This window comes from Reella acinonychis (genome assembly GCF_052384575.1).
GTDB lineage: Bacteria > Pseudomonadota > Gammaproteobacteria > Enterobacterales > Pasteurellaceae > JBQSUQ01.
In genome coordinates, this window is record NZ_JBQSUQ010000015.1 from 200,745 (window position 1) to 224,644 (window position 23,900).

The 23,900-nt window shown below is 38.8% G+C and carries 25 protein-coding genes; 10 read left to right on the forward strand and 15 right to left on the reverse strand.

The features are described 5' to 3' along the window. Positions 1-101 precede the first annotated feature (101 nt). The 5 genes from ACT2CV_RS07825 to ACT2CV_RS07845 are packed head-to-tail and all read left to right on the forward strand — an operon-like array spanning position 102 to position 3,714. Entirely contained in the window at positions 102-905 is an 804-nt protein-coding gene (locus tag ACT2CV_RS07825) for a competence protein ComA (protein ID WP_464972970.1), read from the forward strand. Further along, on the forward strand, positions 889-1,440 hold the full coding sequence (locus ACT2CV_RS07830) for a hypothetical protein (RefSeq protein WP_464972971.1): 552 nt from the start codon (positions 889-891) through the stop codon (positions 1,438-1,440). The genes ACT2CV_RS07825 and ACT2CV_RS07830 overlap by 17 nt, the downstream gene beginning before the upstream one ends. Then, complete coding sequence (locus tag ACT2CV_RS07835) at positions 1,415-1,951, forward strand: hypothetical protein (RefSeq protein ID WP_464972972.1); 537 nt, start codon at positions 1,415-1,417, stop codon at positions 1,949-1,951. The genes ACT2CV_RS07830 and ACT2CV_RS07835 overlap by 26 nt, the downstream gene beginning before the upstream one ends. Next, positions 1,948-2,322 (forward strand): hypothetical protein, encoded by a 375-nt coding sequence (locus ACT2CV_RS07840; RefSeq protein WP_464972973.1) that lies wholly within the window; start codon positions 1,948-1,950, stop codon positions 2,320-2,322. The genes ACT2CV_RS07835 and ACT2CV_RS07840 overlap by 4 nt, the downstream gene beginning before the upstream one ends. 9 nt (positions 2,323-2,331) lie before the next feature. Next, entirely contained in the window at positions 2,332-3,714 is a 1,383-nt protein-coding gene (locus ACT2CV_RS07845; RefSeq protein ID WP_464972974.1) for a type IV pilus secretin PilQ, read from the forward strand. Between the two features lie 36 nt (positions 3,715-3,750). Here ACT2CV_RS07845 and acpP read toward each other — a convergent pair whose 3' ends face one another. The 7 genes from acpP to yceD form a co-directional block, all read right to left on the reverse strand. Beyond that, positions 3,751-3,981, reverse strand: coding sequence for an acyl carrier protein (gene acpP, locus ACT2CV_RS07850; protein ID WP_115637124.1), 231 nt, complete (start codon positions 3,979-3,981; stop codon positions 3,751-3,753). 250 nt (positions 3,982-4,231) lie between these two features. Then, a complete protein-coding gene (gene fabG / locus ACT2CV_RS07855; RefSeq protein ID WP_464972975.1) occupies positions 4,232-4,960 on the reverse strand; it encodes a 3-oxoacyl-ACP reductase FabG in 729 nt (242 codons plus the stop codon). 43 nt (positions 4,961-5,003) lie between these two features. After that, positions 5,004-5,942 carry an ACP S-malonyltransferase gene (gene fabD / locus ACT2CV_RS07860; RefSeq protein ID WP_464972976.1) on the reverse strand — a complete coding sequence of 313 codons (939 nt, stop codon included), beginning with the start codon at positions 5,940-5,942 and terminating at the stop codon, positions 5,004-5,006. 67 nt (positions 5,943-6,009) lie between these two features. After that, entirely contained in the window at positions 6,010-6,960 is a 951-nt protein-coding gene (locus ACT2CV_RS07865; protein ID WP_464972977.1) for a beta-ketoacyl-ACP synthase III, read from the reverse strand. Positions 6,961-6,992: 32 nt separating this feature from the next. Next, entirely contained in the window at positions 6,993-8,021 is a 1,029-nt protein-coding gene (gene plsX / locus ACT2CV_RS07870; protein ID WP_464972978.1) for a phosphate acyltransferase PlsX, read from the reverse strand. Between the two features lie 21 nt (positions 8,022-8,042). After that, positions 8,043-8,213: a 50S ribosomal protein L32 gene (gene rpmF / locus ACT2CV_RS07875; protein WP_132302023.1), complete on the reverse strand. Its 171-nt coding sequence runs from the start codon at positions 8,211-8,213 to the stop codon at positions 8,043-8,045. Positions 8,214-8,235: 22 nt separating this feature from the next. Next, entirely contained in the window at positions 8,236-8,760 is a 525-nt protein-coding gene (gene yceD, locus ACT2CV_RS07880) for a 23S rRNA accumulation protein YceD (protein WP_464972979.1), read from the reverse strand. A 154-nt stretch (positions 8,761-8,914) separates the two neighbouring features. Here yceD and asd point away from each other — a divergent pair, with 154 nt between their 5' ends. After that, positions 8,915-9,796, forward strand: a complete 882-nt coding sequence (gene asd / locus ACT2CV_RS07885; protein WP_464974030.1) for an archaetidylserine decarboxylase — start codon at positions 8,915-8,917, stop codon at positions 9,794-9,796. Between the two features lie 11 nt (positions 9,797-9,807). After that, positions 9,808-10,434 carry an FKBP-type peptidyl-prolyl cis-trans isomerase gene (locus ACT2CV_RS07890; RefSeq protein ID WP_464972980.1) on the forward strand — a complete coding sequence of 209 codons (627 nt, stop codon included), beginning with the start codon at positions 9,808-9,810 and terminating at the stop codon, positions 10,432-10,434. 42 nt (positions 10,435-10,476) lie between these two features. Here ACT2CV_RS07890 and ACT2CV_RS07895 read toward each other — a convergent pair whose 3' ends face one another. The 6 genes from ACT2CV_RS07895 to rpsU all read right to left on the reverse strand — a co-directional run bounded on the left by ACT2CV_RS07895 (position 10,477) and on the right by rpsU (position 19,785). Then, positions 10,477-12,288 carry a DEAD/DEAH box helicase gene (locus tag ACT2CV_RS07895; RefSeq protein WP_464972981.1) on the reverse strand — a complete coding sequence of 604 codons (1,812 nt, stop codon included), beginning with the start codon at positions 12,286-12,288 and terminating at the stop codon, positions 10,477-10,479. 101 nt (positions 12,289-12,389) lie between these two features. Further along, the gene (gene nlpI, locus ACT2CV_RS07900; RefSeq protein WP_464972982.1) at positions 12,390-13,319 is read right to left on the reverse strand and encodes a lipoprotein NlpI; all 930 of its coding nucleotides are present in this window, start codon (positions 13,317-13,319) and stop codon (positions 12,390-12,392) included. A 98-nt stretch (positions 13,320-13,417) separates the two neighbouring features. Then, positions 13,418-15,556, reverse strand: coding sequence for a polyribonucleotide nucleotidyltransferase (pnp, locus tag ACT2CV_RS07905; protein WP_464972983.1), 2,139 nt, complete (start codon positions 15,554-15,556; stop codon positions 13,418-13,420). A 204-nt stretch (positions 15,557-15,760) separates the two neighbouring features. After that, complete coding sequence (gene rpoD, locus ACT2CV_RS07910; protein WP_464972984.1) at positions 15,761-17,629, reverse strand: RNA polymerase sigma factor RpoD; 1,869 nt, start codon at positions 17,627-17,629, stop codon at positions 15,761-15,763. An 87-nt stretch (positions 17,630-17,716) separates the two neighbouring features. Continuing rightward, positions 17,717-19,468, reverse strand: a complete 1,752-nt coding sequence (dnaG, locus tag ACT2CV_RS07915) for a DNA primase (RefSeq protein WP_464972985.1) — start codon at positions 19,466-19,468, stop codon at positions 17,717-17,719. A 101-nt stretch (positions 19,469-19,569) separates the two neighbouring features. Continuing rightward, a complete protein-coding gene (gene rpsU, locus ACT2CV_RS07920) occupies positions 19,570-19,785 on the reverse strand; it encodes a 30S ribosomal protein S21 (protein WP_005701713.1) in 216 nt (71 codons plus the stop codon). 205 nt (positions 19,786-19,990) lie between these two features. Here rpsU and tsaD point away from each other — a divergent pair, with 205 nt between their 5' ends. Both tsaD and ACT2CV_RS07930 read left to right on the forward strand, forming a co-directional pair. Then, positions 19,991-21,034, forward strand: a complete 1,044-nt coding sequence (tsaD, locus tag ACT2CV_RS07925; protein WP_464972986.1) for a tRNA (adenosine(37)-N6)-threonylcarbamoyltransferase complex transferase subunit TsaD — start codon at positions 19,991-19,993, stop codon at positions 21,032-21,034. Between the two features lies 1 nt (position 21,035). Further along, positions 21,036-21,266, forward strand: a complete 231-nt coding sequence (locus tag ACT2CV_RS07930; RefSeq protein WP_464972987.1) for a hypothetical protein — start codon at positions 21,036-21,038, stop codon at positions 21,264-21,266. Between the two features lie 58 nt (positions 21,267-21,324). On the opposite strand, the gene ACT2CV_RS07935 is transcribed toward ACT2CV_RS07930, so the two are convergent. Then, positions 21,325-21,789 (reverse strand): threonine/serine exporter family protein, encoded by a 465-nt coding sequence (locus tag ACT2CV_RS07935; RefSeq protein ID WP_464972988.1) that lies wholly within the window; start codon positions 21,787-21,789, stop codon positions 21,325-21,327. A gap of 1 nt (position 21,790) precedes the next feature. Beyond that, complete coding sequence (locus ACT2CV_RS07940) at positions 21,791-22,570, reverse strand: threonine/serine exporter family protein (RefSeq protein ID WP_464972989.1); 780 nt, start codon at positions 22,568-22,570, stop codon at positions 21,791-21,793. A gap of 161 nt (positions 22,571-22,731) precedes the next feature. On the opposite strand from ACT2CV_RS07940, the gene proB reads away from it, so the two are divergent. After that, on the forward strand, positions 22,732-23,853 hold the full coding sequence (proB, locus tag ACT2CV_RS07945) for a glutamate 5-kinase (RefSeq protein ID WP_464972990.1): 1,122 nt from the start codon (positions 22,732-22,734) through the stop codon (positions 23,851-23,853). The last annotated feature ends 47 nt before the right edge of the window (positions 23,854-23,900 follow it).

Consider the following 23,900-nt stretch of genomic DNA (forward strand, 5'->3'; position numbering starts at 1 on the left):
TTAATTAACATTCTCGGGAATACTTCTTTCTGTGCAATAAGTATAAAGACTAATGGCGTTGAGCGAAAGCAAAAAAAGCAAAAACATCAAGAGGAATAGCCATGCTCAAAAAGATAAAGAAACTCATAAAAATCCAAGTTGGCGTTTGGTTGACGGAGGATAATTTTGAATTTGTTTGGTTTAATGACAAAAATCAACCGCACTTTTGCCTACTGAATAAGCATATTGAACAGGGAATTGCAGCAATTATCATTGAAAAAGTACAATCCTCTTTATCTACCAACTTGCCAATAAAATTATGCTTTGTTACCGCCCTTCTGCCTCATCAAATTTGGCAAAAGTCACTGATTTTGCCCCATCATCTAAATGAGCAAGAATGTGAACATCAATGTCGTTATAGCTTAGAAAAAGAGTTGCCCGTTCCCTTAGATGAATTATGGTTTGATTACACCACCACACCATTAAAACAAGGATTGCGATTGGATATCTTCGCCATAAGAATTCAAATTGCACAACAGCATTTAGCTCTATTTGCGCCCTTAGAAATTGAGGTGTTAGATACAGCTATTCATTGTCTCTTTAAAGCCATTCACTATTTGCAGCTGGAACAATCAGGCACACCATCCCTAGTGATTTATTCTGATCAACAACACTGTATAATCGCACGCAATCAATCTTATGAATGGCAAATTATGCACAAAACTAACGCAGATTTAACCGCACTTTATCATCAATTTATTCAACGTTATCAAGAAGATATTGGTCATATATTACTTTATCAAACCCAACAAACGCCAATTGATTTGCAACAAGATTATCAAGTCATTGAGACCAAATTTCCTCTGATCGCTTTAGGTGCAGCATTATGGCAGAAGGATGTTATTCAGAATGAAAACCTCAGTTAACCTTTTACCTTGGCGTCTTAGTTTACATAAAAAACGTAGTCGTCATAGCATCATTTTATTCTTCCTATTCTGCATAATATGGGGCTGCAGTTGGTTTGTACTCACGACAATCTCACATCATTTTTCAGCGCAACAAACCCAAGGACAAATACAACAAAATCTCACACAACAACTAACTCAAACTGAACAAAAATTAAAACAGTTACAACAACGCTTACAACATAAACAAACGCAAGATAGCGTAGCAATAGCATCTGATGTAGTCAGTCAACATTTTCAATTACTCTCTTCCCTTCCAATACAACAAGGGGAATTAACAACATTAAACTTTACTGCAAAGGAATTATCATTGATTGGTATGGCAAGTAACCAAACTGAATTCGAGCAAATTCACCATTATTTAAAAGAGCAACCCAGTATCCCCCATTTACAATTGGCTCAGTTTTCGCCACAAACAAACGAAAGCTTACTTTTTGAATTTAAATTACGTTTAACTGGTATGGAGCCGAATGATGAATCAGACGATATTGAATAATCCAGATAACCATTGGGGAAAATGGGTAGCCCTTTCTCTTGCGAAACAGATTGGTCTATTATTGTTGCTAAGCCTGATCATTTGCTATATGCCTGCAAAAACAGCTTGGAAAAACTATCAAACAGCAGAACAAACTCAACGACATGAGCAACAACTTCGTTCAGAATTAGAACATAAGCAACGCTTACTACAAAGCCTTAAACAACAAGCGGAACAACATCAAATTACACCGCAACTAACACAGTTATTATTGCCAATTAATCAGTCAATACAACAACTCTCCGCTTCAATTCATTTGAACACAAACCAATGGTTTTTCGATAAAACACCACAGCTTGTGCTGAATATTGAAAGTAATTTTCCCAATTTACGCGATTTTTTGACCGCACTTTTAGCTCAACATCCGAATTTACGCCTAATTTCTCTACAAATTCAGCAAACAGAAGAGAAAGAATATTCAATTGAAAGTGACATCTTATTACAACTACAACCAAACAAGGAATCACAATGAAAATACGTATTTTGCTATTAACTCTCTTGCCCTTCGTAGCGCACGCCAATGATCCTTTTGACAAAAATAGTAGGGATTTACCTGCAACAATAAATACTGTCAAAACACAGGTTGTGTCTCAATGCCATCAGGATAAAAACACATTGTTGGCAGATACCAACTTTAAGCAACTCAAAATGATAGGCATTTTAATAGCGGAGAAATCACATATTTTATTATTAAACGACCAACAGGTTATCACGACAGCAACAATAGAGGATTTTATCGGTTCAGAAGGCTATCAGTTAGCAAAAATTGATAAAAATGAGGCGCAATTTAAAGTCTGGAAAAAAGATTGCATCAATAGCGAAATAATGAAATTAAAATTATAGGAGAAAACAATGAAGTGGAAAAATGTTATAAAAAAGTGCGGTGTATTTTTCTGTATTTTTACCTATGCCTTTGCTGCGCAATCATCAGATCAAGACAGCTTCTCCATTCGATTAAAACAAGCACCATTAGTGGCAACATTGCAACAACTTGCGTCTGATTATAATACAAATCTGATCATTGATGATGAGCTAACAGGCACATTGTCCTTGCAGCTAGAAAAAACGAACTTGCAGCAATTATTAAAATCAGTCGCCAAAATAAAAAATCTGGAACTGAATAAGGAAAATGGTATTTATTATTTAAGCGCCACGACATCGAGTGCCATAGTATCATCCGATCCAAATATCCCTTTGAATCCTTTATCTACAGAACCGAATCTGAAAACAGAAACCATCAAACTTCATTTTGCTAAAGCCTCAGAAGTGATGAAATCTTTAACTACAGGCAACGGCTCATTACTGACCGCTAATGGCAGTATCGCTTTTGATGATAGAAGCAATCTGCTTATTATTAAAGACGAACTCTCATCACTCCAGCATATTCGTAAACTTATCAAACAATTAGATCAACCCATAGAACAAATTGCCATTGAAGCAAGAATAGTGACAATTTCCGATGAGAGCTTGCAAGAATTAGGTGTTCGTTGGGGGTTATTTACCCCAACTGAACAAGCCCATAAGGTATCAGGCGGCTTAGTAGCTAATGGCTTTAATCAAATAGCAGAGAATTTGAATGTGAACTTTGGTGCTGTCAATACGCCAGCTGGGTCTATCGCATTACAGGTAGCTAAAATCAATGGTCGATTGTTGGATTTAGAACTGACAGCACTCGAAAGAGAAAATAATGTCAAAATCATTGCAAGTCCTAAATTACTGACAACCAATAAAAAATCCGCCAGTATTAAGCAAGGTACTGAAATTCCTTATATTTCAATTAATGAAAAGAGCGGCTCGCAAAGTGTGGAATTTCGTGAAGCGGTTTTAGGACTTGAAGTTACCCCGCATATTTCACAAGATAATTCGATCTTATTGGATCTGATTGTTAGTCAAAATTCCCCTGGACCATTTGTTCATTCAGGAGAAGGTGAAATACTTACCATTGATAAACAAGAAATTAATACACAAGTTTTCGCAAAAGATGGGGAAACCATTGTGTTAGGTGGTGTATTTCAAGACAGTATGACAAAAGGCATTGATAAAGTCCCTCTACTCGGTGATATCCCAGTGGTGAAAAAACTATTTAGTAAAGAAATTGAAAAACACAAAAAACGGGAATTAGTGATTTTTGTCACACCACATATTTTGAAACAGGGACAATCCCTCAAAGAATTTGAGAAAAGTCGCCAAAAAGACAGGAATTTACTTAATCCGAAAGGAAAATTAATTCAATAAAAAATTAGGCGGTGAATCCACCGCCTAATTATGAAATTATTGATTATTTTGAACGTAATCAATCGCTGATTGAACTGTTGTAATTTTCTCAGCTTCTTCATCAGGAATTTCGATATCGAATTCTTCTTCTAAAGCCATTACTAATTCAACTGTATCTAAAGAGTCAGCACCTAAATCTTCAATGAATGAAGCTTCAGATTTTACTTCTTCTTCTTTAACACCTAGTTGCTCAACAATGATTTTTTTTACGCGTTCTTCAATGCTCATGTTTGTTTCCTATTGTAGTTTGCCCAAAGGGTTAGGGCTATAAGTGTATGTATTTTTATAAAAGTTGCAAGTGTTTTCTCACAAGGTCAAACCTCAAATTATGAAAAAATACACCGCACTTTTGTAAACAACACATATTAAAAATACTGCTATGTGTTCCCAACTACATAACCTTAAGTCAGCTTTGAGTTACATAGTAATTGGAATTCTAACACTTCATATTTATTTTGGCTAGCTTTATCCCTAAGGATTAAGCCATATACATACCGCCATTAACATGTAATGTTGTACCAGTAATATATCCTGCATCATCAGAGGCTAAAAATGCCACTGCTTTTGCGATATCCTTTGGCTCACCTAAGCGACCTGCAGGTACAGCTGACAAGGTTGCGGCTTTTTGCTCTTCTGTTAATGCATTCGTCATATCAGTAGCAATAAAACCTGGCGCCACTACGTTGACAGTAATTCCACGTGAAGCTACTTCTTTGGCCAATGCTTTGCTGAAACCAATTAAGCCTGCTTTAGCTGCACAATAGTTTGATTGTCCTGGGTTACCCATTGAACCAACAACAGAGCCAATTGTAATAATGCGACCAGCACGTTTTTTCATCATTGAACGTAACATAGCTTTTGAAAGATAGAAAACAGAAGTTAAATTAGTTTGTAGAATATCAAACCATTCTTCATCTTTCATGCGCATTAATAAGTTATCGCGAGTAATACCCGCATTGTTAACTAAAATATCAATATCGCCATGATCTTGCTTAATTTGCTCTAACACTGCTTCAATTGAGGCATGATCTGAAACATTTAATACAAGACCTTTGCCCTGTTCTGCCAAATAAGCCGAAATGCTTTCTGCTCCTTTTTCAGAAGTGGCAGTACCAATAACAAATGCGCCTTTAGCTGCTAATTCTTCCGCGATTGCTCGGCCAATACCACGAGTCGCGCCCGTTACTAATGCAATTTTACCTTTCATCTTATGTTGTCCTTAAAATTAAATCGTTGTTTCTTTCGCCCTATTAAGATAACGCTTCTTGTGCATTATCTAATGATTTAATATCATTCACTGCCACAGCTGAAAGCTCTTTCACTATGCGGCTTGTTAAACCAGTTAATACTTTATTCGGTCCCATTTCCACTAAAACTTCAACGCCATTCGCTGCCATTTTTTCTACAGTTTCAGTCCAACGAACTGGGCTATAAAGTTGGCGTACAAGTGCGGTGCGAATTTCAGTATTTTCTGTTTCCGCTTTCACATCCACATTATTGATCACATCAAATGCAGGTGCTTTAATCACAATATTTTCTAAAGATACTGCTAATTGATCTGCTGCTGGTTTCATTAACGCACAATGAGAAGGTACGCTTACTGCTAGTGGTAATGCACGTTTTGCACCCGCTTCTTTACAAGCTGTTGCTGCTCGTTCAACAGCCGCTTTCGCACCTGCAATAACCACTTGTCCTGGCGAGTTAAAGTTCACTGCAGATACCACTTCACCTTGCTCTGCTTCAGCACAAGCTTTGATAATAGCATCATTATCTAAACCAATAATCGCATACATTGCACCCGTACCTTCTGGTACCGCTTGCTGCATAAGTTTTCCACGTAATTCTACTAATTTAATTGCATCTTGGAAATCTAATACACCCGCACAAACTAACGCAGAATATTCACCTAAGCTATGGCCTGCCATCATTGAAGGTGTTAACTCTGGATATTTTTGTTGCCATACACGATAAATCGCTACAGAGGCTGCTAAAAGTGCGGGTTGAGTTTGCCAAGTTTTATTGAGTTCTTCAGCTGGTCCTTGTTGTACTAATGCCCATAAATCATAACCTAATACATCAGAAGCCTGTTTAAACGTCTCAATAACAACTGGATATTGATCTGCCAGTTCAGCTAACATACCAACTGCTTGTGAACCCTGTCCTGGAAAAACCATTGCAAATTTTTTCATATTTGATCCTTTTTAATGATGAAAATGGTGCGTTACCGCACCAATTTTGAAGATTATAACTAATTTGTTAGAAACGTACCAATGCTGAACCCCAAGTCCAACCACCACCAAAGGCTTCAAGCAATAATAATTGTCCTCGTTGAATTCGTCCATCACGAACAGCTTCATCCAACGCTACTGGCACAGTTGCTGCACTATTATTACCGTAGCGATCAAGAGTAATCACAACCTGTGACATATCCATTTCTAATTTTTGTGCTGTTGCACTAATAATACGTAAATTCGCTTGATGAGGAACTAACCAATCCAAATCTGATTTTTGTAACTGATTGGCTTCAAGGGTTTCTTCAACCACGCTAGATAATTGGCGAACCGCAAGTTTAAAAGTGGCATTGCCTTGCATTTCAATAAAACCTGAACGTTCTTGACCGCGCTTTTGTTGTGGTAAAGACAGCATATTGTCCATATCAGCGGAAGCATGGAGATGTGTTGAAAGGATACCTTGTTGTTCGCTCGCTTCAAGAATAACGGCACCAGCACCATCACCAAATAGCACTACGGTACTACGATCGGTTTCATCTAAATAACGAGAATTTAAGTCTGAGCCAACAACAAGCGCTTTTTTCGCTTGACCATTACGCACAAATTGATCCGCAACAGAAAGAGCATAAATAAAACCAGTACAAGCTGCAGCTACATCGAAAGCTATCGCATCTTTAATGCCTAAAATCCCTTGAATTTGACAAGCTGCACTTGGATAAGCATGGGAATTTGTAGTTGTACCTACCACAATGAGATCAATATCATTTGCATCAATATTGGCCATTTGTAAGGCTTTTTGCGCAGCATTGGCACCCATTGTTGCAACAGTTTCATCCTGAGCAGCAATGCGTCTTTCCTTCATACCTGAACGGGTAAAAATCCACTCATCAGAGGTATCAACCATGTTTTCCAAATCAGCATTCGTACGAATTTGACTTGGTAAATAACTTCCTGTGGCTAAAATTCTGCTATACATATCTTTCTCGTCTTCATTCAATTCAGTAAATTCTAATATCGCTGTAAACCGTCCAAAATCTTTTGTGGAATCTGCTGACGGGCTTGTAATGCAGCATCTTTAATTGCATTAGCAAAGGCTTCAATATTGGCACTACCATGACTTTTAACAACCACAGCAGTCAATCCAATTAAAGATGCACCATTGTATTGATCTGGATTAATTTCTCTTAACCGTTGGTAACTGTCCTTAAATAATCGACGAATTAGCCAACTAAACAAAGGTTTCAACAAATAATTGCGTGACTTTCCTTTTAGTAGGCTAATCACATTAATTGCAGCACCTTCTAAGGTTTTTAACGCCACATTTCCAGCAAATCCATCACTTACAATCACATCCGCTTTATTATTTAATAAATAATTGCCTTCAATAAAGCCGATATAATTAAGTGCGGTGTCTTTTGTTAACATTTTCGCCGCATCACGAATAGATTGATGCCCCTTAATCTCTTCTACGCCAATGTTGAGCAAGGCAATTTTAGGATAAACTAAGTTTAGCCGATTTTCTGCAAAAATTGCACCCATTAACGCAAATTGATAAAGATTTTCTGCGCTACATTCAATGTTTGCCCCTAAATCCAACATAACACTATTTCCGCCATTCAGAGAAGGCAATAGCGCAATTAACGCTGGGCGTTCAATGCCTTTTAATGGCTGTAAAATTACCTTTGCCAATCCCATTAATGCACCTGTATTGCCTGCGCTTACACAACCTTGAGCTTCACCACGTTGCACTGCCTCAATAGTTAAACGCATGGAAGAACCTTTACTATGACGTAAAGCAGAGGAAAGCATTTGATCATTACCAATCACGCGAGAACAATGGCAAATCACTAAACGTTCTTTTAAGTGAGATTTCTTTTTCAGTAGGGAATCAAGTAAGGGATTAATTTGCTGGCTATCGCCGAATAAAAGCAAAGTGAGCATTGGATCATTTTCCAACGCTTGAATGGATGCGGGGATAGTAATACGGGGACCAAAGTCCCCGCCCATCACATCTAACGCTAGGGTTAGACGGCTCAAGTTATTTCCTTATAATCGGAATTACTTGTTGATCACTTTACGACCGCGGTAGAAACCGTCAGCAGTAACGTGGTGACGTAAATGGGTTTCACCACTTGCTTTATCTACAGATACAGCAGCAGTAGTTAACGCATCATGTGAACGACGCATATCACGACGTGAACGAGATTTTTTATTTTGTTGAACAGCCATTGGCTATACTCCTAAATTTAAGTTATTTTTGCTTTAAACTAGCTAATACAGCGAACGGGTTCGGTTTTTTTGCCAAATCGTCTGGCAATTCGCCAAAAACCTGTTCAGCCACGGACACTTCACAGTGTTCAGAATCATGCATCGGCACAATCGGCAAACATAAAATTAGTTCATCTTCAATCGTACCAATTAAATCTATTTCCCCAAATTCATTAAATTCAATGGGTTCATAAATTTCTGGCAATTCATCAATCTTATCTAAATTAGCCACTGGGCTGTAACTAAATTCACATTCCAAGGTTTGAATAAAAGGTTGATTACAACGTTGACATTCAAGTTCAACATCGACAACAGCTCGTCCTTTCATCACAACTAATTTTTGTGGATCAATGAAAAACGATAATGTTACCTGTGCATCGCTGAGCACTTTTACTACTAACGCAGATAAACGCTTAAGCTGATCAGCGGCATAATAGCCTTCATAATCTAATCTACGCTGAGCGTCTTTTACTGGGTCAACAGTGAGGGGTAGTTTTACCTTTTGCATAGGGCGGCAATATTACCTTTTGCGAGTAAAATAGTCAAAGGAAATTATCATTTTTTACACTAAAATTGACCTAAAATGAAAAATCTTTATTAAAAACCCTAGCATAACTTGCTATAATCGCCCATCAATTCATATTACAAAATAAAGGAACATGATGAATTTATTAGAAAAAACCTTAAATCTCAGCTATTGGAAGCGTGTCAAAATTGCCTTTCAATATGTTATGCCACAAAAATACCTCACGCAAGCAGCAGGTTGGCTGGCAAAACAGCAATGGGGTGTTGTGACACATTTCATCATTAAATTATTTGCTAAAAAATATCAAATTAATATGCAAGAAGCAGCGAAGCCAGAATTTAGTGATTACGCCACCTTTAACGAATTTTTTATTCGCCCGTTAAAAGAAGGTGTACGAAAAATTAATGAAGATTCCACCGCACTTTGCTTCCCTGCTGATGGGAAAATCAGCCAATGTGGCCATATTTTTGATGAGACCATGCTACAAGCCAAAGAGCATAGTTTTAGCCTAAAAGATTTGCTAGCTGGCGACGAAGAATTAACACAGGCCTTTAAAAATGGAGACTTCGCCACTATATACTTATCGCCGCGCGATTATCATCGCGTACACATGCCTTGTGATGCGACCTTACGCAAAATGATTTATGTACCCGGCGATTTGTTCTCCGTTAACCCATTTTTAAATGAACATATCCCAAATTTACTGGCGCGTAATGAACGCGTTATCTGTGTCTTCGATACTGAATTTGGTCAAATGGTACAAATTCTAGTTGGAGCAACCATTACGGCAAGTATTAGCACCGCTTGGGCGGGGGTTATCAATCCGCCACGTCCAAATAGCGTACAAACATGGCATTACGATGGCTCAATCAAATTGAGCAAAGGACAAGAAATGGGCGCATTCCAATTGGGTTCGACTGTGATCAACTTGTTCCAACAAGATCGTGTGACATTCCCACAGGATTTAACTGTCGATAGCGAAACGCGTGTTGGCGAAATTTTAGCTTATAAAAAATAAAAGGAAACATTATGTCAATTTTTGATTCAATCAAATTAGAAAGTACAGAACAGAAAGGCGGCTACGGTATCGGTTTACAAATCGGTCAACAGCTTGCTGATAGTGGGCTTGGCGTTTCAGCTGAAGCGGTAGCAAAAGGTATCTATGATGTCTTAAACCAAAATCCACCAGCTTTAGACTTAAACGAAGTTTCTCAAGCATTACAACAATTACAACAAAAAGCGGAAGAAGCTGCACAAGCCAAATTTAAACAAATTGAAGAAGAAGGCAGAAATTTCTTAGTTGAAAATGCGAAAAAAGATAACGTAAAAGTGACTGAAAGCGGCTTACAATACGAAGTTCTAGTGGAAGGAAACGGTGCAAAACCAACTAAGCAAGATAAAGTACGCGTACATTACACTGGTACATTAACTGATGGTACGACATTTGATAGCTCGGTTGTACGTGGCGTACCAGCTGAATTCCCAGTGAGTGGCGTTATTGCAGGCTGGACAGAAGCCTTACAACTTATGCCAGTGGGTTCAAAATGGCGCTTAACCATTCCACACAACCTTGCCTATGGCGAACGTGGCGCAGGCGCCTCAATCCCACCATTTAGCGTATTAGTATTTGAAGTAGAATTGTTAGATATTCTTTAATCTAAAACAAAAATAGGCACTAAACAGTGCCTATTTTATTTATTATCTACGACGTTTTCCTTTCGAGTCTTCACGAAACTCTCGACGTCCATTTTCTTTAAAAGTGCGGTCATTTTTTGAGGAGTTTTTGCGTCCGCCCTTAAAATCACCCTCATTACGACGTCCGCTTCGACGATCATCGCGACCACGACCACTGCGTTCTCCGCCATCACTTACAAATGTCATACGAATTTGTTTATTTAGAACACGTGTTTTGTTGAATACCTGTAATAGCTCTTTCGGCATGCCTTTTGGCAACTCAATAGTGGAATAATCATCATACAATTTAATATGACCAATATTGCGGCTGTCAATGTTACCTTCGTTAGCGATTGCACCAACAATGTGACGCACGTCCACGCCATCTGCACGTCCTACTTCAATACGGTATAAATCCATTGGAATTGGGTTGCCATAGCCACGACGTTCTTCACGACGCTCACGTCTATCACCACGACGTTCTCCACGCTCACGACGACTTGATTTTTCCATTGGAGGATCTGGCGGAAGGATCAGTTTTTGTTTGCCTTGCAATAACATTAACATTGCCGCGGCAATATCTTCTAAATCTTGATCTGCGGTGAAAAGATCTTCAATCAAACCACGATATTGTTCCAAATCATGATGTTCTAATTGCTTAGTAATGTTGCGCACAAATTTAGTACGACGACATTCTTGCAATTGTTCATGATTTGGTAAATCCACTTCATCAATTGGCTTTTTCATTAAGCGTTCAATATTGCTTAATAAACGGCGTTCTCTTGGCTCAACAAATAAAATCGCACTTCCTGAACGACCTGCCCGTCCCGTACGTCCAATGCGGTGTACATAGCTTTCCGCATCTAACGGAATATCATAGTTCACCACTAAGCTGATACGCTCAACATCTAAACCACGTGCTGCCACATCTGTTGCCACAAGAATATCCAAGCTACCATTGCGTAAGCGATCTAACGTTTGTTCGCGCGCTTGTTGTGTCATATCACCATTCAATGCTGCCGCTCGGAAGCCATGTTTTTCTAATAATTCGGTAATATCTAATGTGCCTGTTTTGGTACGAGTAAACACGATTGCCGCATCAAAATCTTCTACTTCTAAGAAACGTAATAAGGCATCATTTTTACGGAAACCGCGCACATACCAACAACTTTGGCTAATGTCTGGGTTAGTGCGCTGAGTTGATTGGATTTTTACCTCTTGTGGATCGGTCATAAAACGCTTGGTAATGCGACGAATTGGCTCTGGCATTGTTGCCGAGAATAATGCCGTTTGATGCTGTTCTGGTAGCTCAGCCATTACGGTTTCTACGTCTTCGATAAAGCCCATACGCAACATTTCATCTGCTTCATCAAGCACGATAAATTTCAACGCAGAAAGATCTAAGGTTCCACGATTAATATGATCTAAAATACGTCCTGGTGTGCCAACAACCACTTGTGCACCTTGACGTAAAGCGCGCAATTGGATGTCGTAACGTTGACCACCATATAAGGTCACAATACGCATGCCTTTGGCATTTTTACTAAATTGTTCACAAGCGTCTGCCACCTGAATGGCTAATTCACGTGTTGGTGCCATGACCAACATTTGCGGATATTTTTCTTCGGCATCAATTTGCGCCAATAAAGGCAATGAAAACGCCGCAGTTTTACCACTTCCCGTTTGCGCCATACCCAGCACATCACGTCCATTTAATAAATGGGGAATACAAGCTTGTTGGATTGGAGAAGGGGTTTCAAATCCCATTTCTGCAACAGCAGAAAGGATAAATTCTGGCAAGCCTAAGTCGCCAAAAGTCATTTTTGTTTCAGTCATTAAAATACTCGAATTGTAAATAAGGAAAGCTCAATCGCTTCCAGTTGTATAATTATGCAAAAATACACCGCACTTTTATGCGATACGCCCAATAATTTGGGTTATTCTTGCTGCTTCGCCACTTCCGTTTGATCATTAGCGTCAATATTTTTCAATTTTGCTAACTCAAACAATGCAAAACGATACTCAACGAAATTATACACCTGATTTGCCACAGCCAATTTGAATAGCGTTTCCGCTTCAGCCAAATTATCCTGATTGAGTTGTTGTTTTGCTAGATAAAAATAGGTTTCTGTTAAAATCTCTGCATACTGAGGAGATTGCGGATCCACAAAGTTTTTCGCTTTGTCTAATAAATCTTGCAGTGATAATTTGCCCAAATAATATTGAGCAACAAAAGTGCCCCAATATTCAGTGGAAAGCCCTTCGGCTCTCTGCACTAAATTCTGTTCTGCTTCATTGGGTTTAAATTTAAGCTCATTTAAATACAACCAAATTACACGATAAGGATCTTGTTTATCTGCTTGATAAAACTGCATAAAATCCTGTTGTGCAACTGCATAGCGAGCAGTGTAATAAAAATTCAACCCACGATTTAAATGCGCATATTCATAATTCGGATCTAATTCAAACACCACATTAAATGCTTCTAATGCACTATCATAGTTTTCATCCAATAATGAATATAAACCTAAATAATTGTACACCGCCGCCATTTTCGGCTGCAGTGACAGAGCTTGGGTAAAATCGTAGCGTGCCAATGCCCAAAGCCCTAAACTGTCATAGAGAACGCCACGTTCAAAATGTAAACTCGCGCGTTCTTCTTTTGACAATTGCCCAATAATTAACATTTGGCTCAAACGTGCAATCATCACTTCTTGATCAAAATGCACATTCGGATACTGTTCGGCTAAGGTAATTTTATTTTTAGACACAAACCCATTGCTACTGACGCAGCCAGATAAAAATAAAATAAAAAATAAACCCGAGCCAAATTTACCTAATCTAATCAACCAGTTTAACGGTATCATTGCCTATAATGCCTTTATTAGACCTTTATAATTTGCCACAAATTAACCGCACTTTGCTTAAGAACAACAAAGTGCGGTCTTTTTTCTACAAATTATGTTTATTCAACAAATACGTTTTGTTCAGCAACTTCTTCTGTTGCTGGTGCAGTATTTTCTTTTGCTACAAGCTCTTTCATGGTTAAACGGATACGACCTTGGCGATCAATTTCCACTACTTTCACTTGAACTTCTTGTCCTACTGCAAGGTAATCATTCACTTTTTCAACACGTTCTTCAGCAATTTGAGAAATATGAACTAAACCTTCTTTGCCGCCAACGATAGAAACAAAAGCACCAAAATCAGCTAAACGAGTTACTTTACCTTTATAAATAGCACCAGCTTCTACTTCTGCAGTAATATCTTCAATACGAGCCATTACTGCTTTTACTGCGTTACCATCAACAGCAGCAATTTTCACTGTACCATCATCATCAATATCAATTGATGTGCCAGTTTCTTCTGTTAATGCACGAATTACTGCGCCACCTTTACCAATTACATCTTTGATTTTCTTCGGATCAATCTTCATCGTGTAAATGCGAGGTGCAAAATCAGAAATTTCTGCACGAGGCGCGGCAATTGCTTGTTCCATCACACCTAAAATATGCATACGTGCGCTTTTAGCTTGATTTAATGCGATTTGCATAATTTCTGGTGTAATACCTTCAATTTTGATATCCATTTGTAATGCTGTTACCCCTTCACGTGTACCAGCCACTTTGAAGTCCATATCACCTAAGTGATCTTCATCACCTAAAATATCGGAAAGCACCACAAATTTCTCTTCTTCTTTCACTAAGCCCATTGCAATACCTGCAACCGCTGCTTTAATTGGTACACCAGCATCCATTAATGCAAGTGACGCACCACATACTGATGCCATTGATGAAGAACCATTTGATTCAGTAATTTCAGACACCACACGTACCACATAAGGGAACTCAGTGATACTTGGCATAACTGCAGCCACACCACGTTTAGCTAAGCGACCGTGACCAATTTCACGACGTTTTGGTGAACCAATACGACCAGTTTCGCCCACAGAATATGGAGGGAAATTATAATGGAATAAGAAATGATCCGCTTTTTCGCCAGTTAATTCATCAATAATTTGTGCATCACGCTCAGTACCTAATGTTGCAACGGCTAATGCTTGGGTTTCACCACGAGTGAAAATCGCAGAACCATGGGTACGAGGTAATACGCCAGTGCAAATATCTAATGCACGCACTGTATCAACCGTACGGCCATCAATACGAGGCTCACCTGCGATAATACGTCCACGTACAATTTGGCTTTCAAGTGCGGTGAAAATATCAATAATTTTTCCTTCACTGACTTCTTCGTTTTCAGCAGTAATTTGCGCAATCACATCGGCTTTAATTGCATCAATTTGCTCATAACGCACTTGTTTTTCAGTGATACGATAAGCGTCACCTAAACGTGTTTCTGCGATTGATTTTACTTTTCCAATTAAAGCTGTATCAGGTTCTGGCGCAACCCAATCCCAACGTGGTTTACCTGCTTCTGCAGCAAATTCTTTAATGGCTTCGATCACTACTTGTTGTTGTTGATGACCAAATACTACCGCCGCAAGCATTTGCTCTTCGCTTAAAATATCTGCTTCAGATTCAACCATTAATACAGCTTTGTCTGTACCAGCAACCACTAAGTCCAAACGGCTTAGTTTTTGTTCTGACATCGTTGGATTTAATACAAATTGGTTATCAATAAAACCAACTCGTGCTGCAGCAATAGGACCATTAAATGGTACGCCCGATAAAGAAAGGGCAGCAGAAGCACCGATCATTGCAACTAAATCAGGACTGATTTGTGGATTAACAGACACCACGGTGGCAATAATTTGAATTTCGTTCAAGAAACCTTCTGGGAATAATGGGCGAATAGGACGGTCAATTAAACGCGCAATTAAGGTTTCACCTTCAGAAGGACGACCTTCACGTTTAAAGAAACCGCCTGGGATACGACCTGCTGCATAAGTACGTTCTTGATAATCAACTGTCAATGGAAAGAAATCTTGACCTTCTTTCACATCTTTTTTAGCAACAACAGTAACAAATACCGTTGTATCATCCATACTTGCCATAACTGCAGCTGTCGCTTGACGAGCAATAGCACCGGTTTCTAATGTTACGGTATGTTGACCGTATTTAAACTGTTTTACAATTGGATTCACAATGTTTTCCTTTTCTAACTAAATGATTTCATTTCTTTTTTGCGTCCAATTTGCGACTAGCAAAAATGTTCTAAATTTTGACCGCACTTTTAGCTTACTTCAAAACACTTTTGATAGCCGCACGCTAAAACGGGATACAAAAAAGCCCCGCTATTATACAGGGCTTTTACATTTATTGATACTTCTTTCATAAAATTTAAGCAATTATTCGTCCAAGAAACTACGCAATGTTTCTGAACGACTCGGATGGCGTAACTTACGCAATGCTTTTGCTTCAATTTGACGAATACGCTCACGAGTTACATCAAATTGTTTACCCACTTCCTCTAAAGTATGATCTGTATTCATATCAATACCAAAACGCATACGTAATACTTTCGCTTCGCGAGGAGTTAGTCCTTCCAAAACTTCATGCGTTGCTGCACGTAAACTTTGTGCCGTAGCAGAATCTAATGGCAATTCTAATGTGCTATCTTCAATGAAATCTCCTAAATGTGAATCATCATCATCGCCAATCGGTGTTTCCATTGAAATCGGCTCTTTAGCAATTTTTAACACTTTACGAATTTTATCTTCTGGCATACCCATGCGTTCTGCTAATTCTTCAGGTGACGCCTCTCGTCCCATTTCTTGTAGCATTTGGCGTGATATACGGTTTAATTTATTAATAGTTTCAATCATATGCACAGGGATACGAATAGTACGCGCCTGATCCGCAATAGAACGTGTAATAGCTTGTCGAATCCACCAAGTTGCATAAGTAGAGAATTTATATCCGCGGCGATATTCAAATTTATCCACCGCTTTCATTAAACCAATATTACCTTCTTGAATTAAGTCAAGAAATTGTAAACCACGATTCGTGTATTTCTTAGCAATTGAGATCACTAAACGTAAGTTGGCTTCGACCATTTCTTTTTTCGCACGACGAGCTTTTAATTCACCTTGTGCAACACGTTCACCAATTTCGCGAATTTGTGCAATAGTTAATTTCGTATCTACTTCCGTTTGTTGTAATCGCGCAATAGATAATCTGATATCATCAGCATAATCCGCTAGTTTTTCAGCATAAGGTTTCTTGCCATCTAAAATTTTAACCAACCAACTATCTGTTGTTTCTTTACCAGTAAAAGCTTTCAAAAAATCGTCTTTAGGCATTTTTGCATAATCTGTTGCCCAACGTTGAATTTTACGTTCTTCTGTTCTAACCCGCTTCATCATATCGCGAATAGAGATCACCAATAAATCAAATTGACGAGGAACTAAACGGAATTGAGTGAAAATATCAGACAATGCTTGAATTTCTGCACGCGCTTTTTTATTAGTACGTCCATGTTTCTCAATAACAATTGTTGTTTTTTTATGTTGTTCTTTTAATAAAGTAAATTTCTCACGAGCAACTTCAGGATCGATGGCATTATCACTATCATCAGAGCTAGATTCGCTTTCTTCACTCTCTTCATTTTCGTCATCGTCTTCTAATTCAACCTCGCTATCACTTTCTTCATCATCATCTTCCATTTCTTCAATATCAGAAAGTTCTTCTTCTGCTATCACATTAGGATCAACGAAACCAGTAATTAAATCAGCTAAACGTACTGCACCTGCTTCCACTTGTTCATACTGCTCAAGTAAATGAACCAACGCCTCTGGATATTCTGCAACTGCACTTTGCACTTCATTGATACCATCTTCAATACGTTTAGCAATATCAATTTCGCCTTCGCGTGTGAGTAACTCCACACTCCCCATTTCACGCATATACATACGCACAGGATCTGTTGTACGTCCAAGCTCAGATTCTACACTTGAAAGCACTTGGGTCGCTTCTTCTACAACATCATCATCCGTAATATTTTCAAGATTTTCATTTAAAATCAAATCATCTGCGTCTGGGGCGACATCTAAAACCTGAATCCCCATGTCGTTGATCATTTGAATGATATCTTCAATTTGATCCGTATCGACCAAATCTTCTGGCAAATGGTCATTTACTTCAGCAAAGGTTAAATAGCCTTGCTCTTTCCCTTGGGCGATTAACAATTTTAATTGTGATTGTGGATTTTGCTCCATAATGGCTCCGCCTTTACTTGTATTAAATTCGTTAAAATAGAAAATAAAATTTTGTGGATTTTATCATTGTTGTGATAGTTTCACTAATTATTTATTTGGAAGATTCTTTAATAATTGAACAAGCTCTAATTTTTCTGTTTCATCTAAACCTTGTTCTCGCTGTTTTGCAATTAATTGCTCCACTCTGGTATTGACAATTTTGGCAAACAAAAATGCGAGTGTTTCAGAAAAGGTTTCATCAATATTTTGTTCACTGATTAAATGATCCCAAGTCGCAAGAATTTCAAGAGGCTGGTAATATTCAGAATCTCGAAAATATTCTAATATCTGCCCTAAGCTTATCCCTAAATTTTCACGACAAAGTGCGGTCAAATTATCAAATAATTCCAAGCCAGGCTCATTTAAACTACTGAAAATCGACACGTCATATTCTAAATTGGCTAATGCGGGTTTTTGTAATAATAATGCAATCAGAATTCGCATTGGTGTGCGTTTAACTTCTGGCATTTTTTTAATCGCACTTTTTGTTTCTTGCGCTTTTGGCAATAATGAATCAATCATATTTGGATCGATCAAGCCTAATTTATTTGCCAAAATATTGCGTAAATAAATGCGTAACATTTCGCCTGGAATACGGGAAATTAAAGGAATTGCTAGAGCAGCTAGCTTCGTTTTCCCTTCTTTACTATCCAATTTGACATCTAATAATAGATGTTCAAATAAAAAATCACTTAAAGATTGCGCATTCTCTAAATATTCTTCAAATTGTTGCTTACCATATTGACGAATATAAGTATCTGGATCTTCCCCATCAGGCAAAAAGACAAATTTCAACTGTCGCCCATCTTCTAAATAAGGCAAAGCATTTTCTAATGCACGCCAAGCCGCTGCTCTACCCGCATTATCGCCATCATAACAACACACAACTTGTTCTGTCACTCGAAACATTTGGTTAATTTGTTCAGGTGTTGTAGCCGTTCCCAAAGCAGCAACCGCATAATCAACACCAAATTGCGCCAAAGCCACCACATCCATATATCCTTCAACTACCAATAACTTTTCTGGTTCATCATTACATTGTAAGACTTCAAATAAACCGTAAAGCTCATTTCCTTTATGATAAGTCACGGTTTCTGATGAATTCAAATATTTTGGTGTACCTTCACCAATAACTCGTCCCCCAAAGGCAATGACACGGCCTCGTTTATCACGAATAGGAAACATAATACGGTGACGAAAAGTATCGTAGGCTTTGCCACGCTCGCTACGTTTTAGCATACCAAGGGCAAATAAACGCGTTTGTTCTTCTTGATTTTGTCCAAATTGTCGTAAAACTAAATCAAAACGATCAGGGACAAAACCAATAGCAAAACGCTGAATAATTTCTGATGATAAACCACGTTGTTGTAAATAAGCTTGTGCCTCTGGATATTTAGGTAATTGCGCTTGATAAAGTGCGGTGATTTCCTGCATTAATTGGTATAAATCACGCTTAGTTTGATAACTAATAGCGGGTTTACCATCTTTGCGACTTTCTTCTCTTGGTACATCTAAACCGAGCATGGAAGCTAATTCTTCCACCGCTTCAACAAATTCCAATTTATCGTATTCCATTAAGAAACCTATTGCGTTGCCATGGGCACCGCAACCGAAGCAATGATAAAATTGTTTGTTTTTACTTACGGAAAATGAAGGTGTTTTTTCATGATGAAAAGGACAGCACGCTTGGTAATTATGAGTACCTGCTTTTTTCAATTTGATACGAGAACTCACCACATCAACAATATCCGCTTTCGCAATAATATCGTTAATAAATGAACGAGGAATCATACCTGACATAATGCGTCCTTATACGAAGATCAGAACAGAATGAACAAAACCGTGATTCCAAAAGGTTTCACGGTTTGTTTAACTCGAGTTTTAATCAGAATAAGCTCTAATTAATATAAGCGTGTATTACGCGCATTTTCACGAGCAACGCGTTTAGCGTGACGTTTTGCACGAGTTGCATTTTCACGTTTGCGAATAGTTGTTGGTTTTTCATAGAATTCACGCGCACGCACTTCAGCTAAGATACCTGCTTTTTCACAAGAGCGTTTGAAACGACGTAATGCTACGTCAAATGATTCGTTTTCACGAACTTTAATTACTGGCATAAGCCATCACCTCTAATAAAATTGAATAAATAAGTTTAAGTTAATTTTGCAAAATTACTGAGTAACTTACTCAATAAGGGTCGCAATTTTAATCTAACTTCGCCCCAAAAGTAAAGCCTCATTTTGATCTTTTCTGTGCAAAATGCGCAAAGTGCGGTAAAATCTGGCTCAATTTTTTAGAAATAGTCAGATAAAAGAGAATAAAATGAAGATTTTAGGGATTGAAACCTCCTGTGATGAAACTGGTGTGGCAATTTATGATGAGAAACAAGGCTTAATCGCAAATCAGCTTTATACACAAATTGCATTGCATGCCGATTATGGCGGTGTCGTACCTGAATTAGCGTCACGTGATCATATTCGCAAAACACTTCCGCTCATTCTACAAGCATTACAAGAAGCTCAACTTAAACCTGAAGACATTGACGGGATAGCCTATACATCTGGTCCCGGCTTGGTAGGAGCATTATTAGTAGGTGCGACGATCGCTCGCTCATTAGCTTATGCTTGGCATATTCCTGCCATTGGTGTTCACCATATGGAAGGGCATTTACTCGCACCAATGTTAGAACTTGCTGAAAATAGACCGCAGTTTCCTTTCGTTGCCTTACTAGTTTCTGGTGGACACACGCAATTAGTGCAAGTAAAAAATGTGGGCAACTACCAATTATTGGGCGAAAGCATTGATGACGCGGCTGGCGAGGCATTTGATAAAACAGCGAAATTATTGGGCTTAGATTATCCAGGCGGTGCAGCACTAGCACGCTTGGCACAACAAGGACAAAAAGGACGTTTTACTTTTCCTAAACCCATGACAGATCGCCCAGGATTAGATTTTAGTTTCTCAGGATTAAAAACCTTTGCCGCCAATACAATCAACCGAGCGATCCAACAAGAAGGCGAATTAACAGAACAAACTAAAGCGGATATTGCTTTAGCCTTCCAAACTGCGGTAGTGGAAACCCTCGCAATTAAATGTAAACGAGCATTAAAAGAAACAGGCTACAATCGACTGGTAATTGCTGGCGGTGTGAGTGCTAACCAGCAATTACGCCAAAGTTTAGCTGAGCTCATGCAAGAGCTAAAAGGCGAGGTATTTTATCCTGCGCCGCAATTTTGCACCGACAACGGTGCCATGATCGCTTATACTGGTTTTTTACGCCTTAAACATGGCGAACAATCGGATTTAGCTATTGAGGTGAAACCGCGTTGGGCAATGACAGATTTAAATTCAATTATGGACAATTAATATGAAAAACGAGATTTCAGCTATGCGTGTAGCAGGGATTACCTGTGCAATCGTACTTGCGCTCATCGCCTACTTTAGCTTTACCTTGCCTAATGACCAATTTATTGGCTACCTCACCCAACTAGGCGAAACATTAGGAGGCGGCACAACCTATGGCGTATTGATATTAGCGGTTCTACCTCCATTGTCGGGGTGCATTTGTTATTTCCTTTGGAAATGGTTAATAAAATAACCGCACTTTTCCATTTTTTAAGAAAAGTGCGGTCAAAATTAATACTGTTTTTATGGCACTACACCACTGGCTGATTACGATAGAACAACAAACGTGGCAAAGCTAAACCCAGCACCAAAGCGCCTAAAATAAAGGTTGTTTGTAAAAAGTTGCTGACCATTTGTTCCGCAAGCGCCGCCGAATAACCTTCATTATGAATTTCAACAATGGCAAGCATGGCTTTGTAAGCATAAATTCCCGGAATCATAGGAATAATTGCCGCAACCGTAAAAACTTTGGGATGTGCTAAAAATCGTTGTGAAATATGCACTCCAATAAATCCAATTAAAGAAGAAGCCAATAATGTAGAAAGTACAAGGGAATAATGGTAATGCAACAATAGCGTGCGCAAACCATGACCCAATGCAGCCAAAATTGCGCAATAAATCAACGCTTTTGGCGGTACATTGAAGATTAGGGCAAATCCCACCGCTGGAATCGCTGCAAAAATCATGTCATCCAATAATAAACCTAATAATTCCATATCAACCTCCCCAATGCCCCAAGTGTAAGACATTCAAGGCGAGAACAATGCCTAAACAAGCAGCAAATGTCAGTGAAGTGGCTAATGTCCAGCGCGCAATGCCCATGCTGATATAGCCTTTTAAGCAGTCTGCTAAGGCATTGACGAGTGGAAATCCCGGTACCAATAACAAAACGCTAGAAGCTTGTGCAATTTGCGGATGATTGCCTAAATTAAAGGTCAAAGCTAAGCCTGAGATCAAAGAAGCCACAAATGCCGTTACACAAAACACAATCATCGGATTAAAATGCCGTTTCCCCAATTCTTGTCGCACCCACATTGCCACGCTAGAAGCCAGAAATGTCAGCATAAAAATCACATGATCGCCGCCTGCCAAATGAGCGAAACAAGCACAAGATAATCCAATCATAAACACCACTAACCAGCGATTGTATTTCAGTGCTTTAATTTTTTCTAACTTCTCTCGCACCAATTGCATATCATAAATGCGATGTTCAGCAGCAACGACAATACGCTGCACTTCGGTCACCACTTGCATATTAATGCCTTTATCAGCATTTTGGCGAATTGTCGTTATGCAATGCCCATTTTGAATCGTCGTGATCATAATTGCACTTGAAGTCAAACCGCATTGTACATTTTCCGCGCCCAAAGCTTTGCCTAAACGCACCGCACTTTGCACCACTACACTACTTTCGACGCCATGTTGCAGCAAAAGCTGCGCCACCAGCATACACAGCCTTGTCATTTCGCGCTGGTTTTCATCGGGTTCCATCATCATTCATGTCCTGCTTATACAAATTTTAATCAGGTTGATGATTATATACCCATTAAGCTGCTCATAATTTGTCTTAAATCAACAAAAAGTGCGGTACAAATTTAATGATTTTTTCACGTTTTAATGCTAATTTAATTCTCATTTAACATTAACTGAGATTTTCTATGCAAAACAATAAAATAATGGATAAAACTATTGTTGTTAAATTTGGGACTAGCACCCTTACGCAAGGTTCACCAAAACTTAATCGCCCCCACATGATTGAAATTGTGCGCCAATTATCACAACTTCACCAAGCAGGCTTTCGTATTGTCATTGTTACCTCTGGTGCTATTGCTGCGGGTCGTGATTATTTAAATCATCCGCAATTACCACCCACTATTGCCTCAAAGCAATTACTGGCTGCAGTAGGACAAAGTCAGTTAATTCAAACTTGGGAACAGCTTTTCGCCATTTATGATATTCATATTGGGCAAATTTTATTAACGCGTGCTGATATTGAAGATCGTGAACGCTTTTTAAACGCACGCGACACTTTACAAGCCTTACTCGACAACCGCATTATTCCTGTTATTAATGAAAATGATGCTGTGGCGACTGCAGAAATTAAAGTAGGTGATAATGACAATTTATCCGCCTTAGCCGCCATTCTCGTCCAAGCAGATCAGCTCTATTTATTGACCGATCAGCAAGGCTTATTTGACAGTGATCCTCGCAAAAATCCTGAAGCAAAATTAATTCCTGTGGTGGAACAAATTACCGATCATATTCGTAGCATTGCAGGTGGTAGTGGCACAAATTTAGGCACCGGCGGTATGTCCACTAAAATTGCCGCAGCCGATGTGGCGACTCGTTCCGGCATTGAAACCATCATTGCTCCTGGCAATCAACAAAATGTGATTGTTGATTTAGCTTATGGAAAAACCATTGGCACCAAATTTACTATCGCCAAAGATCATCTGGAAAGTCGTAAACAATGGTTATTTGCCGCGCCATCTGCTGGTATATTAACCATTGATGAAGGCGCAGAAAGTGCGGTGCTTATTCAGCATAAATCCTTATTGCCTGCTGGAATTAGCAAAGTGGAAGGGCGTTTTTCTCGCGGAGAAGTGGTAAAAATCCGCACACAATCAGGTAAAGATATTGCGCTCGGTATGCCTCGTTACAATAGCGATGCTCTATTACAGATTCAAGGTAAAAAATCGCAAGAAATCGAACAGATATTGGGCTATGAATATGGCGCTGCCGCTGTTCATCGTGATGATATGGTAGTGCTAACGAAATAAACATAAAAAATGCCAGTATTGACTGGCATTTTATTGCTAACTAAAAA